Source organism: Bradyrhizobium xenonodulans, from assembly GCF_027594865.1.
Taxonomy (GTDB): Bacteria; Pseudomonadota; Alphaproteobacteria; order Rhizobiales; family Xanthobacteraceae; genus Bradyrhizobium; species Bradyrhizobium xenonodulans.
The window spans coordinates 6555674-6570139 of sequence record NZ_CP089391.1 but is presented as its reverse complement, the minus strand read 5'-3'; the positions used below and the strand labels follow the sequence as shown (position 1 = coordinate 6570139).

Genomic DNA, 14466 nt, shown 5'->3' with positions numbered 1-14466 from the left:
TTTGGTCGAAGGCTTGCGATCCCCCTGGAAGGGTTCTGGATTTTCCGGGGATATCAAAGGCTTAAAGTGCCTCTTGAGCCCCGAAAAAGCCCCGTTCTTGCTTGCCTAGAGAGGCTGCTTCCTTTATCCGGTTGGCTGCCTCGCGTGCGAACGGCTCCGGCCGTCGGCTGGGCTGGCGCATCTAAAATCTTCGAAGGATTACCCGCGAATGGCCAATGTTGTCGTCGTCGGCGCCCAGTGGGGCGACGAAGGAAAGGGCAAGATCGTCGACTGGTTGTCGGAGCAGGCGGACATCGTCGCGCGCTTCCAGGGCGGCCATAATGCCGGCCACACGCTGGTCATCAACGGCGAGACCTACAAGCTCGCGCTGTTGCCCTCGGGCGTGCTGCGCCCGTCGAAACTGGCGGTGATCGGCAACGGCGTGGTGTTCGATGCGCAGGCCTTCCTCGACGAGGTCGCCAAGCTGCGCGGGCAGGGCGTCGCGGTCGGCCCGGAGAATCTGCGCGTCGCGGAGAACGTCACCCTGATCCTGCCGTTGCATCGCGAGCTCGACGCCTTGCGCGAAAGCTCCAACTCGACGACCGCGATCGGCACCACCCGTCGCGGCATCGGACCGGCCTATGAGGACAAGGTCGGCCGCCGCGCGATTCGGCTGATGGACCTCGCCGACCTCGACACGCTCCCCCACAAGATCGACCGGCTGCTGGCCCACCACAACGCACTCCGCCGCGGCCTCAACCTGCCTGAGTTCGACGGCGAGGAGATCCTGAAGGAGCTGAGCGCGCTTGCGCCCCAGCTTCTGCCCTATGCCGAGACCGTGTGGCGTCTGCTCGATCAGGAGCGGCGCGCCGGCAAGCGCATTCTGTTCGAGGGCGCGCAGGGCGCGCTGCTCGACGTCGACCACGGCACCTATCCCTACGTCACCTCCTCGAACACTGTGGCGGCGCAGGCCGCGACAGGAACGGGCATCGGCCCGAGCGGGGTCGGTTACGTGCTCGGTATCTGCAAGGCCTATACGACGCGGGTCGGCCAGGGTCCGTTTCCGACCGAGCTTCTGAACGAGATCGGCGAGGAGATCGGCCGTCGCGGCCGCGAGTTCGGGGTCAATACCGGACGCAAGCGCCGTTGCGGCTGGTTCGACGCGGTGCTGGTCCGCCAGACCGTCCGGACCTGCGGCATCAACGGCCTGGCGCTGACCAAGCTGGACATCCTCGACGGCTTCGATTCGATCGAGGTCTGCACCGGCTACAAGCTCGACGGCAAGGAGATCGACCATTTCCCGGCCGGCGAGGGCGCCCAGGCCCGGGTCGAGCCGATCTACGAGACCATCGAGGGCTGGAAAGAGCCGACCGCCAATGCACGGTCCTGGGCCCAGCTGCCGGCCCAGGCCATCAAATATGTCCGCCGGATCGAGGAATTGGTGGGGTGCCCGGTCGCACTGCTTTCCACCAGCCCCGAACGCGAAGATACTATCCTCGTGCAAAACCCGTTTGAGGCTTAACGAAATCTTACCGGGACGTGCGTATAGTTGAGTTGAAATGGCTGATTACTATCCGCTGATCGCCCGCGCTATTGCCGCCCTGGACCCCAATGCTCCCGGCGAAAGCCGTCGCGCGCTCTATGAGCGGGCGCGCACGGCCCTGATCGCGCAGCTCCGCAGCGTTCAGCCGCCGCTGTCCGAATCCGAGATCACCCGCGAACGGCTGTCGCTGGAAGAGGCCGTCCGCAAGGTCGAATCGGAGGCCGCCCAGCGCGCCCGCGAGGCCTCGCGCCCTGGTGGCGGTACCCGCAGCAGCGGCAGCGGTGACGCCTTCCGCCGGGCCAGCACCCGCGCCGCCGAGGGCAACCCGCCTCCGTCTCAGCCGGCCGCTCCCCGCGCCCGTCCGGCTCCGCCGCCGCCGCGTGCCGACCGCCCGTCCTTCAACGTCGATGACCAGGGCGATGCCCCGCGCCCGCCGCGGGCTCCGCGTTTCGACGCGCCGCGCCAGCCGGGTCCGTCGGCCCCGCCGCCGATGCCGGAGCCGCCGCCTGCGCCGCCGTCCGGTCGTGACCGCCAAGCCGACCGTCAAGCCGGTCGCCGCCCGCCCGACGTCGGTCCGCCGCCGCCATTGCCGCCGGCCCCGGGCGTCCGCGGCTTCCGCGACATCACCGCCGACGTCAACGATCTCGGCGGCGCCGCCGCGCAGGCCAACCGCGCCGCGCGCCGCACCTACGCCAACGTGCCCTCGCCCTCGCCGGAATTCGACCGGCTGGAGCCGAGCCTGGAGAACCGCGCCGGTGAGCAGGACGCGCCCTATTCCTACGACGAGTCGATCGAGGAGGCCGAGCGCTATGCGCCACGGCCGCCGTCGGGGCGTCCGCACATTCCCGTCCTCGACCGCGACGGCAAGAAGCCCAAGCGCGCCCGCTCGTCCTTTCCGTTCAAGAGCGCGATCGCCGTCGGCATCGTGCTGATCCTGGTCGGCGCCGGCATCCTCTGGGGCAAGCCGCTGCTCCAGACTGCGACCAACTTTTTCAAGTCCTCGCCGACCCAGGTGGTGGAAGCGCCGAAGGATCCGGCCCAGCCGCAGAGCAAGCCCAAGATTCCGGATCGCGTCGGCCAGCCCTCGGCCAGCGACCAGCCGGTCGCGCCGGTGGCGCAGAAGGTCGTGCTCTATGACGAGGATCCGTCCGATCCGAAGGGCAAGCAATATGTCGGCTCGGTGGTGTGGCGGCTGGAGCCGATCAAGGCGACGGGCAACCAGAAGGCCGACGTCGCCGTGCGCGCCGACATCGAGATCCCCGACCGCAAGTTCAAGATGACGATGTCGTTCCGCCGCAATACCGACTCGTCGCTGCCGGCGAGCCACACGGCGGAGCTGACCTTCATCCTGCCGCCGGATTTTCCGGGCGGCAGCGTTTCCAACGTGCCGGGCATCCTGATGAAGTCGAACGAGCAGGCGCGCGGCACCCCGCTCGCCGGCCTCGCGGTCAAGGTCACCGACGGCTTCTTCCTGGTCGGCCTCTCCAATGTCGACGCCGACCGTGCCCGCAACGTCCAGCTCCTGAAGGAGCGCTCCTGGTTCGACGTGCCGCTGGTCTACGCCAACCAGCGCCGCGCCATCATCGCCATCGAGAAGGGCGCCCCCGGCGAGCGCGCCTTCAACGACGCCTTCGCGCAGTGGGGCGATTAGGTCTGCTCAGATAGACCTCGGCCTGCATGTTTCGCCCGGCGATGCAGAGCATCGTCCGGAGGCGCGCGCTTTGGCGGGCTCCTCACCATGAGGGATTGATATCTCGCCACGAAACGAGACCTCATCCTGAGGGCCCGCCCTTGGGCGGGCGTCGCGAAGGATGGCCGCAGGTACGCTCTCTTACTGCGCCGCCGCTTCCCGCTTGCGCGAGGCCGCTGCGGCCGCGTGCTCGCGGTCCATCACGGCGCGGCAGCCGGGGCTGACCTGCGCCTTCTTCTGCACCATGCAGGCCCTGATGCGCGGGATGTCCGGGATTTCACTGGAGCACAGCCGCATCGCGTCACCCGAGCACATCTGCTGGGCTTCGGACGAGAAGGCGAGGCCGGGTGATGTCTGGAGTGCGATGGCGGTGGCGGCGAAGGCCAAAAGCGAAGCGGTAGCTTTGAAGCGCGAAGCGATGGTCTGGTAGCGTGTCATGCGGAATGCGTCCCCGAGTTCCGTGGGTTGAACCACTTGGTTTTGGGGCGCCGCACGCGGCTTGATCTGCCGCATGTCACAGCCTTCACGTCGGGAACTTAATCCCGCATGTGGTCGCTCGATCTCTCGTGATGTTCGAATCGAAAAGTGCTGCGCCGCCCGAGCGAAGTATGCGCCATTGTCAAAGAGCTGCAATGGGCGGCGCAAAGGAATTCGCAGATGTTGCGCGTCCGTCACGCAAAACGCGCGGACGCCCCGACCTTACGAGCCGATGTTACATGCCATGGCCCTGAAACACCTTGCTGCACGACTTCGACAGCTTGGCGCGGTTGGCTTGCAGGCAGCCTTGCACGGCGCCGTCATTGCCAAGGTCCTTCCGGCAGAACTTCGACGCGTCGCGCGAGCACGCGTTCTGTTCCTGCGGCGTACCCATGTGGCCTTGTGCGAAAGCGGAGACGCTCGAGGCGACGGCGGTCAACGTGACCGCTGCGAGAAGCAGGGCTGTCCTACGCATCATTGGATCCAATCGTGCTGATACAAGTAAGAATTCGCAGTCTCGTGAGAACTCGCCGATTTGCCAGACGTTCCCGAAAGGGCGGGCACGGCGCACCCATCGGAACCCGCTATCCAAGCTTCCCGCCGCGCTGCTATAAATGTGGCGGTGGGTGAGGGTATTTGATGAAACGCTATCTGGTATTTGCGCTGGTCGGTCCGTTCGTGGGCGGGTTCCTGCTGCTGCTGACGACGACCTATCAGTCCGGCTATTGGACCCAGACCAGTCTCGGCGAGGTCGGCAAGCTGTTCGCCGTCTTCTTCAAGACCCTGCAATACAGCTATTTGTTCGGCTTTCTGCCCTCGCTCATGATCGGCGCGGTCGACGACATCCTGATCCACGTCAAGCGGATCCGCCCGGCGTTGCGGATGTTGCTGGTCGGGCTGTTCGCCTTCGTGCTGGCGTCGCTGACCTACAGCTCGCGCGGCCCGGATTCGGGCGCGGTGCAGTTCATCCTCTACGGCCTGGTCGGGTTCGTGCCGTCGGTGATTTCGTCCTGGCTCGTACACAGATATGTCGAGGAGCCGCAACCGGCGGCGGCCCCGACCTGACTTGCGCGACGTTCGGGCGCAGCGCAGCAACCCTGTCGGCATAAGCGCGTTTCCTCCAGGCGATGACCATGTCCGACGATGATATCCTAGCCCCACGCAAATCCCGTTCGGGAGGCCGCGCCGATGCGACCGGCACGCAGGCGCGCGGGCCGATCATCGACCAGGACGGCCACGAGATCCGCCCCGAAACGCTGGAGCAGGGATTTCGCGAGTTCCGCTTCGAATTCGGTCAAGGGAGTCCGTTCGGCAATCTGACGCGCGAGCAGCGGATCGCACGCATCGAGGTCATCGCAAAGCTGCTCGACGTCGCCTTCATCCTGCCAGGCACCAATATCCGCTACGGCATCGACGGGCTGATCGGCCTGATCCCCGTCGTCGGCGACATCATCACCACCGCAATCTCGCTCTGGCTGGTGCGTGAGGCGAGAGCGCTCGGCGCGCCCTGGTATCTCACCGCGCGGATGCTCGGCAATGTCGCGGTCGACGGCGTGGTCGGCATGGTCCCGTTCGCGGGCGATGCCTTTGACGTCATGTTCCGCGCCAACATGCGCAACGTGCGCATGCTGCGCCGCTGGCTCGACAAGCAGCCGCGGATTTAAAAGCGAAAGCTAGGGCGTTGCCCACAAACGCAAAAAGCGCGACAGCCTTTCGGCCATCGCGCTTTCAGCGCACATCGGGCTTGGCGAAAACTTACGCCGCGTCGGCGTCGGTCTCTGCGACCGGCTCGGGCTTGCGGTGGCGCTCCAGCGGGAAGGCTTCGCTCTCGTAGAGCGAGCGGATGCCGTTCTGGTCGAAGCGCGCTTCCTCGACCTGAAGATAGGCGCCGTTCAGCGAATCCGTCGGCAACTGCTCCATCGCGAACTGCACGGCCTCGGCCGCGGTGCCGAACCGGCGATAGGTGAAGCCTGCACGCTTCTTCTTGCGGATCGCGGCGGGGAAGAGCTCGGCGGAGGTGTTGAAGTTGAACGGACGCAGTGGACGCATGGTCAAAGACCTCGTGATCTTGTCTGGGGCTTTAAGCGCGTGGGGTTTGGAAGGCAGGGGCCACGATCGGGTGGGCCCGCCGCACATCATTTTCGCCCTCTAATATAAGCCGATTTGACAAAATTGCGACCCCTGCGATGGGAGATGATGAATCCACGCATGGCAGCCCCGCAGATGCAATAAACAAAGTAAATTCAATGTGTTAGATGGTTTACAATTTGCCAAGCAGCAGCAGGACGATCAGCACCACCAGAACGAGGCCGCCGATCCCGATGCCGGAATGGCCCATGCCATAGCCGTAGCCACCGATCCGGCCGGACATGCCGCCGATGAGATAGATGATCACCAGGATGATCAGGATGGTCCCAAGCGCCATGGCGTCCTCCCTGGGGGACGCCCGACGACGCTCATCGGCCGTCCCGCCAAGGGAGAAAAGCACATTGCGCCGCCGGGTTCCACGGCGGAACCCGGCGCTGCGCAATGTTATTTGGGTTCGAGCTTCAGCGCCGCCGAGTTGATGCAGTAGCGCAGGCCGGTCGGCCCGGGCCCGTCGGGGAAGACGTGGCCGAGATGGCCGCTGCACTTGGAGCAGAGCACCTCGGTGCGGACCATACCGTGGCTTGCATCGTGCTCTTCGTCGATATGGCTCTCGACGGCGGGCTGGGTGAAACTCGGCCAGCCGCAGCCGGAATCGAACTTGGCATCGGACTCGAACAGCACATTGCCGCAGCCGGCGCAGACATAGGTGCCGGCGCGGTGGTCGTGCTCATACTCGCCGGAGAAGGGACGCTCGGTCGCCTTCTCGCGCAGCACCGCGTACTGCATCGGCGACAATTCGCTGCGCCACTGCTCTTCGCTCTTGATGACCTTGTCGTCGGTGGTTTTCATTTTGGTGTCGGGCATGGGTCTCCCGTTTGTTGGGTGATCTCGCGATCAGTTGGTGGCCTTGCTGGCGCTCACCAGCGTCGGCTTTTCAATGTAGTTATCCGCGAACAGCTTTTTCAGGTTCTCGACCTTCGGAATGTCGTTGTAGGCGATGTAGGGCTGGTTCGGGTGCAGCGTCAGATAGTCCTGGTGATAGGCCTCCGCCGGATAGAACGCCTCGAGCGCACCGACCTTGGTCACGATCGGCCTACCGAACACCTTGGCGCCGTTGAGCTGGGCGATATAGGCCTCCGCCACCTTCTTCTGCTCGTCGGAGGTGGTGAAGATCGCCGAGCGATATTGCGTGCCGCTGTCCGGCCCCTGGCGGTTGAGCTGGGTCGGGTCGTGCGCGACCGAGAAGTAGATCTGCAAAATCTTGCCGTAGGAGATCTTCTTCGGGTCGTATTTGATCTCGACCGACTCGGCGTGGCCGGTCCGGCCGCTCGACACAGTCTGGTAGTCGGCGGTCGCCTTGGTGCCGCCGGCATAGCCGGAGACCGCGTTGACGACGCCCGCGGTGTGCTGGAAGACGCCCTGCACACCCCAGAAGCAGCCGCCGGCGATGACGGCAGTCTGGATCCCGGTTGCGGGTGCCGCGTCCATGGCGGGGGCGGGGATCACAACCGCATCCTCCGCGGCCCGGGACGGCATGGCGAAGGCCAGCGCCACGGCGGTGGTTGCGGCGGCGGCGAGCAAGGACAGGAGGGCGGGGCGGCGCATGGCGGATCCTCTTTCGGATGGCATGACAGTCTAGGGCGGCCGGGGACGGGCGAACAGCCTGTTTGGCCGCGTTTGGGTCACCTGAAATACGGGCGCAGGCGGTGATTGTTACGGCGGGACGAACACGAGGCCGTGAAAGATAGCCGCCCGGGATCGTCGGACTGTGGCCCGGCTTGGCGAAGCCGGGAACTCCGCGCTAGATGAACCCGCGCGATCGGTGATCGACATAAAAATGTGGTGGCTGGAGCCGACCTGACAACATGCTGCGCGTCATTCCCCTGACCCTCGCCATCCTGATCTCGGGCGCCGCGATCGCCGCGGCCGCGCCGCAAGCCGGCGACGACCTCGCCATTTGCCGCGACCGCCAGGCGGAGGTCCAGGCCCGCGCGACGGCCTGCGACAATCTGCTGAACGCCGATAAGGTCACCGGCAAGGACAAGAGCATCGCGCTCTCGTCGCGCGGCAACACGCTGATCAACAAGCGCGACTACGTCCACGCGATCGAAGTCCTGTCCATGGCCGTCGACCTCGATCCCGACTATGTCATCGCGCTCAACCTCCGCGGCCTCGCCTATGAGCGCACGGGCCAGGACGATCTCGCGATGGCCGACTACAACCTCGCGCTCCAGAAGCGTCCGACCTACGGCGTTCCCTACAACAACCGCGGTGTCATCCAGCTCCGAAGGGGGGCGCTGCAAAGCGCGCTCGACGATTTCAACCTGTCGATCAAATACACGCCCAAATTCCTGCTCGGCTGGACCAACCGGGCTCGCGTGCGCACGCTGACGAAGGATTATGACGGCGCCATCGCCGATTTCGCGGAGGCCGAGAAGATCGATCCGGCCGCGCCGCAGATCGCCAGCAACCGCTGCATCACCTACGGCCTGATGGGCAAGTTCGATCAGGCCTTTGCCGACTGTGGCGACCTGATCGAAAAGCAGCCGAAAAACGTCTACGCGATCAACAATCGCGCCGACGTCTATATGCTGAAAGGCGATCTCGACGCCGCACTGAAGGACTACAACACCGCGATCCAGATCAACCCGAACAATGTCCGCGCCCATTCCGGCCGCGGCCAGATCTACGAGCGGAAGAAGGATCTCGCCCAGGCCCGCGCCGACTACCGTGCGGCGGCCTATTCGCTGACGAGGTTCGACGAGTTCGACGTGGCGCGCGCCCGCGCCATCGCGCAGGAGCGGCTCGCCGCGCTGACGCCGCAGGCGCCGGCCGGCTCCTCCGGGCGCCGGGTCGCGCTCGTGGTCGGCAACGGCGCCTACAAGAACGTGCACGCTCTGCCCAACCCGCCGCGCGACGCCAAACTGATTGCAGACGTGCTGCGCGATGTCGGCTTCCAGACCGTGATCTCCGTCAGCGACCTCACCCGCGACAAGTTCTTCGAAGCGTTGCAGACGTTTGCCGCCGAGGCGGAGAAGGCGGATTGGGCCGTGGTCTATTACGCCGGCCATGGTTTCGAGATCGGCGGCGTGAATTATCTCGTCCCCGTCGATGCCAAGCTCGCCGCCGACAGGGACGCCGAGACGCAAGCCGTCGCGCTGGAGCAGGTGATCGCAGCCGTCGGTGCTGCACGCAAAGTGCGTCTGGTGATGCTGGATGCCTGCCGCGACAATCCGTTCGCGCCGACCATGCAGCGCACGCTGTCGCTCAAGCTGGTCGACAAGGGCTTTTCCAACATCGAGCCCGGCGCCGGCTTCATGGTGGTCTACGCCGCCAAGCACGGCGAGACCGCGATGGACGGCGACGGCGGCGCCGACAGCCCCTTCGCCACCGCACTCGCCCGCGAGATCAAGGTGCCGAAAGTCGAGATCCGCAAGTTGTTCGACATCATCCGCGACGACGTCTGGTCCGCGACCAGGCGCGAGCAGCAGCCGTTCACCTATGGCTCGCCGCCGGGGCGCGAGGATTTTTATTTTGTGGCGGGGAAGTGAGGGCTACGACGGTGCCGTAGGGTGGGCAAAGGCGCAACGCGCCGTGCCCACGATCTCTCTCCGCATCCCAAAGATGGTGGGCACGCTTCGCTTTGCCCACCCTACGGCAGCGGAGTATTAAACCACGATACTCAATCTTTTCGCCGCGCGCGTGATGCCCGTGTAGAGCCATCTCGCCCGGCTGTCCTGAAACGCAAAGCTCTCGTCGAACAACACGACGTCGTCCCATTGCGAGCCCTGTGATTTGTGCACGGTCAGCACGTAGCCGTAGTCGAACTCGTCATAGGGCTTGCGCTGCTCCCAGGCGATCGCCTCGACGCCGCCCTCGAAGCAATCGGCCCGGACCGAGACTTTCGTCACCTTGTGGCCAAAGTCCTCGTCGGGCGACAGCCGCATCGAGAGGATGCGCGATTTCGAGCGCGAGGCGTTGCGCGATTTCACGCGCCACAGGCCGCCGTTGAACAGGCCCTTCTTGCGGTTGTTGCGCAGGCACACCAGCTTGTCGCCGGCGACCGGGAAGACGTCCTCGATGTTCTGGCGCTGGCGTACCCGCATGTTGTAGGCGCGGCGCGTGTTGTTGCGGCCGACCAGGACCTGGTCGGCGCCCATGACGCGATCAGGATCGAGCTCTTTCCGCGACACCACCTCGCTCTCGCCGTAGCGACCGATGTCGAGCTCGCGGCCTTCGCGCACGTCCATCGACATCCGCACGATCGGATCGTCCTGGGCCTGGCGATGCACCTCGGTCAGCATCGCGTCGGGCTCGACATTGGTGAAGAAGCCGCCGCCCTGGATCGGCGGCAACTGGGCGGGATCACCCAGCACCAGCAGCGGGCAATCGAACGACATCAGGTCGCGCCCCAGTTCGGCGTCGACCATCGAGCATTCGTCGATCACGATCAGCTTGGCCTTCGAGGCGGGCGCGTCGTCCCACAATTCGAAGCTCGGCTGCTCCTCGCCGGATTCGCGGGCGCGGTAGATCAGCGAGTGGATGGTGGAGGCCTCGTCGCAACCCTTGTTGCGCATGACGAGGGCCGCCTTGCCGGTGAAGGCGGCAAATTTCACCTCGCCGTCGACGCCCTCGGCGATGTGCCGTGCCAGCGTGGTCTTGCCGGTGCCGGCAAAGCCGAACAGCCGGAACACCGGCGGCGTGCCGTTGCGGCCGGGTTTTGCCTTGAGCCAGTCGCCAACGGCCTTGAGCGCGGCGTCCTGATGCGGGGTGAAAGTGGCCATGTCTGTCTTGAGGAGGGGGCGAAACGAAGCGATTCGCCATCCCCAAAACTAACCATTCGCCCCAAGGGTTCAAGCTCAGGGCCATCGCATTTCAAGGCCGCTCCCCTGCGGCCATCCTTCGAGACGCCCGCCTTTGGCGGGCCCTCAGGATGAGGACGGAGTGCGCGGCAGCAGTATCGACAAGGCAAAGGTGCCGCCCGGCCTCATCCTGAGGAGCCCGCGCAGCGGGCGTCTCGAAGGACGAGGCGCTCGCTCAGGCCTAGATCACCCTACTGCCAGCCGGGAACGCCGCGCATGTCCGGCAATTGATGGGCGATGCCCTTGTGGCAGTCGATACAGGTCTTTTCCTTGGTGAACAGGAAGCGCTGATGCGCCACCGAGGCCCGCGGCGACTGCTTGGTGATGTCCATGGAATCGGCGCTGTGGCAGTTGCGGCATTCCAGCGAATCGTTGGCCTTGAAGCGCGCCCATTCATGCGCGGCGAGCTCGAGCCGGTGATCCCTAAATTTCTCGCGGGTGTCGATGGTGCCGAAGATCTTGCCCCAGACTTCCTTGGAGGCCTGCATCTTGCGCGCGATCTTGTCGGTCCAGTTGTGCGGCACGTGGCAGTCCGGGCAGGTCGCGCGCACGCCGGAGCGGTTGGAGAAGTGGATGGTCGACTTCAGCTCGGCGTAGACGTTGTCCTTCATCTCGTGGCAGCCGGTGCAGAACTTCTCGGTGTTGGTGATTTCCAGCGCGGTATTGAAGCCGCCCCAGAAGATCACGCCGGCGGCAAAGCCGGCCAGCACCAGCACGCCGAGCCCGAACACCGAGCTCGGCCGGATCAGCACCTGCCAGAGCTCGACGAGGAAGGCCCAGCTTCGCGCGATGAAGCCGCGCTTCGTCTCCCGCTTGGCTTTGGGCTCGTCAGCGGTCGTCGTCATCGGCGGCCACCGGGGCTTGCGCGCGACAGCAGCGTGTCGATGTCGGTGAAGTCGTTGCTGACGGGCGGATTGGCGGTGTTCTGCGGCACATGGCATTCCGTGCAGAAGAAGCGGCGCGGCGATATCGAGCCCAGGAACTGGCCGTCGCGGTCCATGAAATGCGTGATCGACACCATCGGCGCCTGCGATTCAGCCGTGCGCGCCCGCGCATGGCAGGACAGGCATTTGTTGCCGTTGAGGTCGATCTGGTAGCCGTCGATCGTATGCGGGATCACCGGCGGCTGCTCGGGATAGTTGCGCACCTCCTTCTCGGAGGTGTTGCGGTTCGGCAGCATCGGCGGCGCCGGGCCCTCGTCATTGAGCGGCGTCGAGCCGCGCAGGCCTGACGACACCGTCTGCGCGGTCAGTGAGCTCGCGCCGGCGGCGATCGCGACCGCGAGCACGGCTATGCCAAATCGTTTCATCATGACAGGTTCACCCGCTCGATGCGCACGGCGCATTTCTTGTAGTCGGTCTGCAGCGAGATCGGATCGGTGGCGTCCAGCGTCACCTTGTTGATCAGCTTGGATTCGTCGAACCACGGCACGAACACGAGGCCGCGCGGCGGCCGGTCGCGGCCGCGCGTCTCGACGCGGGCGCGGATGAAGCCGCGGCGCGAGACCACCTTCACCTCGTCGCCGCGCCGGATCTTCGCCTCCTGCGCGTCATCGGGATGCATGAAGCACACGGCCTCGGGGAACGCCTTGTAGAGCTCGGGCACGCGGCGCGTCATGGTGCCGGAATGCCAGTGCTCCAGCACGCGGCCGGTCGAGAGCCAGAACGGGTATTCGCCGTCAGGCGATTCCGCCGGCGGCTCGTAGGGCAGCGCGAATATGCGCGCCTTGCCATCCGGATGGCCGTAGAACTGCACGTCGGTGCCCTGCTTGACGTAGGGGTCGCTGCCCTCGCGGAAGCGCCATTTGGTTTCCTGGCCGTTGACGACCGGCCAGCGCAGGCCGCGCTCACGGTGATAGGTGTCGAACGGCGCGAGGTCGTGGCCATGGCCGCGGCCGAACGAGGCGTATTCCTCGAACAGGCCCTTCTGCACGTAGAAGCCGAACGCCTTCGATTCCTCGTTGGAATAGCCTTCCTCGATGTCCGAGGTCGGAAATTTGTCGACCTGGCCGTTCTTGTAGAGCACGTCGAACAGCGTCTTGCCGCGCACCTCCGGCTTCTTGGCGATCAGCTCCTCCGGCCAGACTTCCTCGATCTTGAAGCGCTTGGAGAATTCCATCAGTTGCCAGAGATCGGACTTGGCCTCGCCGGGTGCGTTGACGAGCTGGTGCCAGAATTGCGTGCGCCGCTCGGCATTGCCATAGGCGCCTTCCTTCTCCACCCACATCGCGGTCGGCAGGATCAGATCGGCGGCGAGCGCCGTCACCGACGGATAGGCGTCCGAGACCACGATGAAATTGTCGGGATTGCGGAAGCCCGGATAGGTCTCCTCGTTGGCGTTGGGACCGGCCTGGAGGTTGTTGTTGACCTGCACCCAATAGGCATTGATCAGGCCATCTTTCAGCATCCGGCTTTGCAGCACGGCGTGGGCGCCGTTCTTGTCGGGAATGGTGCCTTCGGGCAGCAGCCAGAGATGCTCGGCGTGATCGCGATGCGCCTTGTTGGTGACGACCATGTCGGCGGGCAGGCGGTGCGAGAAGGTGCCGACCTCGCGCGCGGTGCCGCACGCGGAAGGCTGGCCGGTCAGCGAAAACGGGCTGTTGCCGGGCGAGGAGATCTTTCCGGTCAGAAGATGGATGTTGTAGACGAGGTTGTTGCACCAGACGCCGCGGGTGTGCTGGTTGAAGCCCATGGTCCAGAACGAGACCACCTTGGTCTTGGGATCGGCATAGAGCTCGGCGAGCGCCTCAAGGCGATTGAGCGGCACGCCGGACATCTCGGCTGCCTTCTCCAGTGTGTACTCGGACACGAACTTGACGAACTCGTCATAGCTCATGTCGGTGGAGTCGTTGGGTTTCGCCGCGCCCGTCGCCTTCTTCTGCAGCGGATGCTCGGGCCGCAGGCCGTAGCCGATGTCGGTCTGGCCGCGCCGGAACACGGTGTGCGCGGCGACGAAGTCCTTGTGGACGCGGCCGGTCTTGATGATGTGGCTGGCGATGGCGTTGAGGATGTAGAGATCAGTCTGTGGCTTGAACACCATGCCGATGTCGGCGAGGTCGAACGAGCGGTGCTCGAAGGTGGAGAGCACGGCGACGCGGACATGCGGCGCGGAGAGCCGGCGGTCGGCGAGGCGCGTCCACAGAATGGGGTGCATCTCCGCCATGTTGGAGCCCCACAGCACGAAGGCGTCGGTCGCCTCGATGTCGTCATAGCAGCCGGGCGGCTCGTCGATGCCGAAGGTGCGCATCATGCCGGCGACGGCGGAGGCCATGCAGTGCCGCGCATTGGGATCGATGTTGTTGGTGCGGAAGCCGGCCTTGAACAGCTTCGAGGCGGCATAGCCCTCCCAGATCGTCCACTGGCCGGAGCCGAACATGGCGACGCCGTTCGGGCCGCGTTTCTTGAACGCCTCCTTCCACTTCAGCTCCATGATGTCGAACGCTTCGGTCCAGCTGATCGGCGTGAACTCGCCGTTCTTGTCGTATTTGCCGTTCGTCTTGCGCAGCATCGGCTGTGTCAGGCGATCATGGCCGTACATGATCTTGGAGAGGAAGTAGCCCTTGACGCAGTTGAGACCGCGATTGACCTCGGCCTTGATGTCGCCGTGGGTGGCGACGACGCGGTTGTTCTTGGTCGCGACCATCACCGAGCAGCCGGTGCCGCAGAAGCGGCAGGCGGCCTTGTCCCATTTCAATTCGGATGTCTCGCGTTCGGCGACGAGGTTGGCGGCGAGCGAAGGTCGCGGCATGCCGGCGGCGGCCGCCGCGATCGCGGCAGCCTCCAGCTTCAGCATCTGGCGGCGGTCGAGCTTTGGCGATGTCATGATGG

The 14466-nt window shown here is 65.2% G+C and carries 15 protein-coding genes; 5 read left to right on the top strand and 10 right to left on the bottom strand.

Translation table 11 applies throughout. From position 1 onward, the window contains the following. Positions 1-208: 208 nt before the first annotated feature. Both I3J27_RS31260 and I3J27_RS31255 read left to right on the top strand, forming a co-directional pair. Positions 209-1501, top strand: a complete 1293-nt coding sequence (locus I3J27_RS31260) for an adenylosuccinate synthase (protein WP_270162705.1) — start codon at positions 209-211, stop codon at positions 1499-1501. A gap of 37 nt (positions 1502-1538) precedes the next feature. Then, positions 1539-3173: a hypothetical protein gene (locus tag I3J27_RS31255; RefSeq protein ID WP_270162704.1), complete on the top strand. Its 1635-nt coding sequence runs from the start codon at positions 1539-1541 to the stop codon at positions 3171-3173. A 180-nt stretch (positions 3174-3353) separates the two neighbouring features. Here the strand turns inward: I3J27_RS31255 and I3J27_RS31250 are convergent, their stop codons facing one another. Together I3J27_RS31250 and I3J27_RS31245 are read right to left on the bottom strand one after the other, a co-directional pair. Continuing rightward, positions 3354-3650: a hypothetical protein gene (locus I3J27_RS31250; protein ID WP_270162703.1), complete on the bottom strand. Its 297-nt coding sequence runs from the start codon at positions 3648-3650 to the stop codon at positions 3354-3356. Positions 3651-3924: 274 nt separating this feature from the next. Further along, entirely contained in the window at positions 3925-4164 is a 240-nt protein-coding gene (locus I3J27_RS31245) for a hypothetical protein (RefSeq protein ID WP_270162702.1), read from the bottom strand. 164 nt (positions 4165-4328) lie between these two features. On the opposite strand from I3J27_RS31245, the gene I3J27_RS31240 reads away from it, so the two are divergent. Together I3J27_RS31240 and I3J27_RS31235 are read left to right on the top strand one after the other, a co-directional pair. Next, positions 4329-4754 carry a DUF5413 family protein gene (locus tag I3J27_RS31240; protein WP_270162701.1) on the top strand — a complete coding sequence of 142 codons (426 nt, stop codon included), beginning with the start codon at positions 4329-4331 and terminating at the stop codon, positions 4752-4754. 62 nt (positions 4755-4816) lie between these two features. Then, on the top strand, positions 4817-5353 hold the full coding sequence (locus I3J27_RS31235) for a DUF4112 domain-containing protein (protein WP_270162700.1): 537 nt from the start codon (positions 4817-4819) through the stop codon (positions 5351-5353). 91 nt (positions 5354-5444) lie between these two features. On the opposite strand, the gene I3J27_RS31230 is transcribed toward I3J27_RS31235, so the two are convergent. The 4 genes from I3J27_RS31230 to msrA all read right to left on the bottom strand — a co-directional run bounded on the left by I3J27_RS31230 (position 5445) and on the right by msrA (position 7382). Further along, on the bottom strand, positions 5445-5738 hold the full coding sequence (locus tag I3J27_RS31230; RefSeq protein ID WP_129275288.1) for a hypothetical protein: 294 nt from the start codon (positions 5736-5738) through the stop codon (positions 5445-5447). 211 nt (positions 5739-5949) lie between these two features. Next, positions 5950-6114, bottom strand: coding sequence for a DUF3309 family protein (locus I3J27_RS31225; RefSeq protein WP_270162699.1), 165 nt, complete (start codon positions 6112-6114; stop codon positions 5950-5952). A gap of 107 nt (positions 6115-6221) precedes the next feature. Beyond that, complete coding sequence (gene msrB / locus I3J27_RS31220) at positions 6222-6641, bottom strand: peptide-methionine (R)-S-oxide reductase MsrB (protein WP_270162698.1); 420 nt, start codon at positions 6639-6641, stop codon at positions 6222-6224. 30 nt (positions 6642-6671) lie between these two features. After that, entirely contained in the window at positions 6672-7382 is a 711-nt protein-coding gene (msrA, locus tag I3J27_RS31215; RefSeq protein ID WP_270162697.1) for a peptide-methionine (S)-S-oxide reductase MsrA, read from the bottom strand. A gap of 260 nt (positions 7383-7642) precedes the next feature. Here msrA and I3J27_RS31210 point away from each other — a divergent pair, with 260 nt between their 5' ends. Beyond that, entirely contained in the window at positions 7643-9328 is a 1686-nt protein-coding gene (locus tag I3J27_RS31210; RefSeq protein ID WP_270162696.1) for a tetratricopeptide repeat protein, read from the top strand. A gap of 117 nt (positions 9329-9445) precedes the next feature. On the opposite strand, the gene I3J27_RS31205 is transcribed toward I3J27_RS31210, so the two are convergent. The 4 genes from I3J27_RS31205 to napA form a co-directional block, all read right to left on the bottom strand. Next, entirely contained in the window at positions 9446-10561 is a 1116-nt protein-coding gene (locus I3J27_RS31205) for an ATP-dependent DNA helicase (protein ID WP_270162695.1), read from the bottom strand. A 269-nt stretch (positions 10562-10830) separates the two neighbouring features. After that, positions 10831-11484 (bottom strand): NapC/NirT family cytochrome c, encoded by a 654-nt coding sequence (locus tag I3J27_RS31200; protein WP_270162694.1) that lies wholly within the window; start codon positions 11482-11484, stop codon positions 10831-10833. Next, the gene (locus I3J27_RS31195; protein WP_270162693.1) at positions 11481-11951 is read right to left on the bottom strand and encodes a nitrate reductase cytochrome c-type subunit; all 471 of its coding nucleotides are present in this window, start codon (positions 11949-11951) and stop codon (positions 11481-11483) included. Before I3J27_RS31195 ends, I3J27_RS31200 begins: the two co-directional genes overlap by 4 nt. Continuing rightward, complete coding sequence (gene napA, locus I3J27_RS31190; RefSeq protein WP_270162692.1) at positions 11948-14461, bottom strand: nitrate reductase catalytic subunit NapA; 2514 nt, start codon at positions 14459-14461, stop codon at positions 11948-11950. Before napA ends, I3J27_RS31195 begins: the two co-directional genes overlap by 4 nt. Positions 14462-14466: the final 5 nt, after the last annotated feature.

What these genes read in the sequence shown, in the direction of transcription:
- I3J27_RS31260 (WP_270162705.1), top strand. Translation starts at nt 209, where the DNA reads ATGGCCAATGTTGTCGTCGTCGGCGCCCAGTGGGGCGACGAAGGAAAG.
- napA (WP_270162692.1), bottom strand. Translation starts at nt 14,461, where the DNA reads ATGACATCGCCAAAGCTCGACCGCCGCCAGATGCTGAAGCTGGAGGCT.
- I3J27_RS31255 (WP_270162704.1), top strand. Translation starts at nt 1,539, where the DNA reads ATGGCTGATTACTATCCGCTGATCGCCCGCGCTATTGCCGCCCTGGAC.
- I3J27_RS31210 (WP_270162696.1), top strand. Translation starts at nt 7,643, where the DNA reads ATGCTGCGCGTCATTCCCCTGACCCTCGCCATCCTGATCTCGGGCGCC.
- I3J27_RS31240 (WP_270162701.1), top strand. Translation starts at nt 4,329, where the DNA reads ATGAAACGCTATCTGGTATTTGCGCTGGTCGGTCCGTTCGTGGGCGGG.
- I3J27_RS31235 (WP_270162700.1), top strand. Translation starts at nt 4,817, where the DNA reads ATGACCATGTCCGACGATGATATCCTAGCCCCACGCAAATCCCGTTCG.
- I3J27_RS31195 (WP_270162693.1), bottom strand. Translation starts at nt 11,951, where the DNA reads ATGATGAAACGATTTGGCATAGCCGTGCTCGCGGTCGCGATCGCCGCC.
- I3J27_RS31250 (WP_270162703.1), bottom strand. Translation starts at nt 3,650, where the DNA reads ATGACACGCTACCAGACCATCGCTTCGCGCTTCAAAGCTACCGCTTCG.
- I3J27_RS31245 (WP_270162702.1), bottom strand. Translation starts at nt 4,164, where the DNA reads ATGCGTAGGACAGCCCTGCTTCTCGCAGCGGTCACGTTGACCGCCGTC.
- msrB (WP_270162698.1), bottom strand. Translation starts at nt 6,641, where the DNA reads ATGCCCGACACCAAAATGAAAACCACCGACGACAAGGTCATCAAGAGC.
- I3J27_RS31230 (WP_129275288.1), bottom strand. Translation starts at nt 5,738, where the DNA reads ATGCGTCCACTGCGTCCGTTCAACTTCAACACCTCCGCCGAGCTCTTC.
- I3J27_RS31205 (WP_270162695.1), bottom strand. Translation starts at nt 10,561, where the DNA reads ATGGCCACTTTCACCCCGCATCAGGACGCCGCGCTCAAGGCCGTTGGC.
- I3J27_RS31200 (WP_270162694.1), bottom strand. Translation starts at nt 11,484, where the DNA reads ATGACGACGACCGCTGACGAGCCCAAAGCCAAGCGGGAGACGAAGCGC.
- msrA (WP_270162697.1), bottom strand. Translation starts at nt 7,382, where the DNA reads ATGCGCCGCCCCGCCCTCCTGTCCTTGCTCGCCGCCGCCGCAACCACC.
- I3J27_RS31225 (WP_270162699.1), bottom strand. Translation starts at nt 6,114, where the DNA reads ATGGCGCTTGGGACCATCCTGATCATCCTGGTGATCATCTATCTCATC.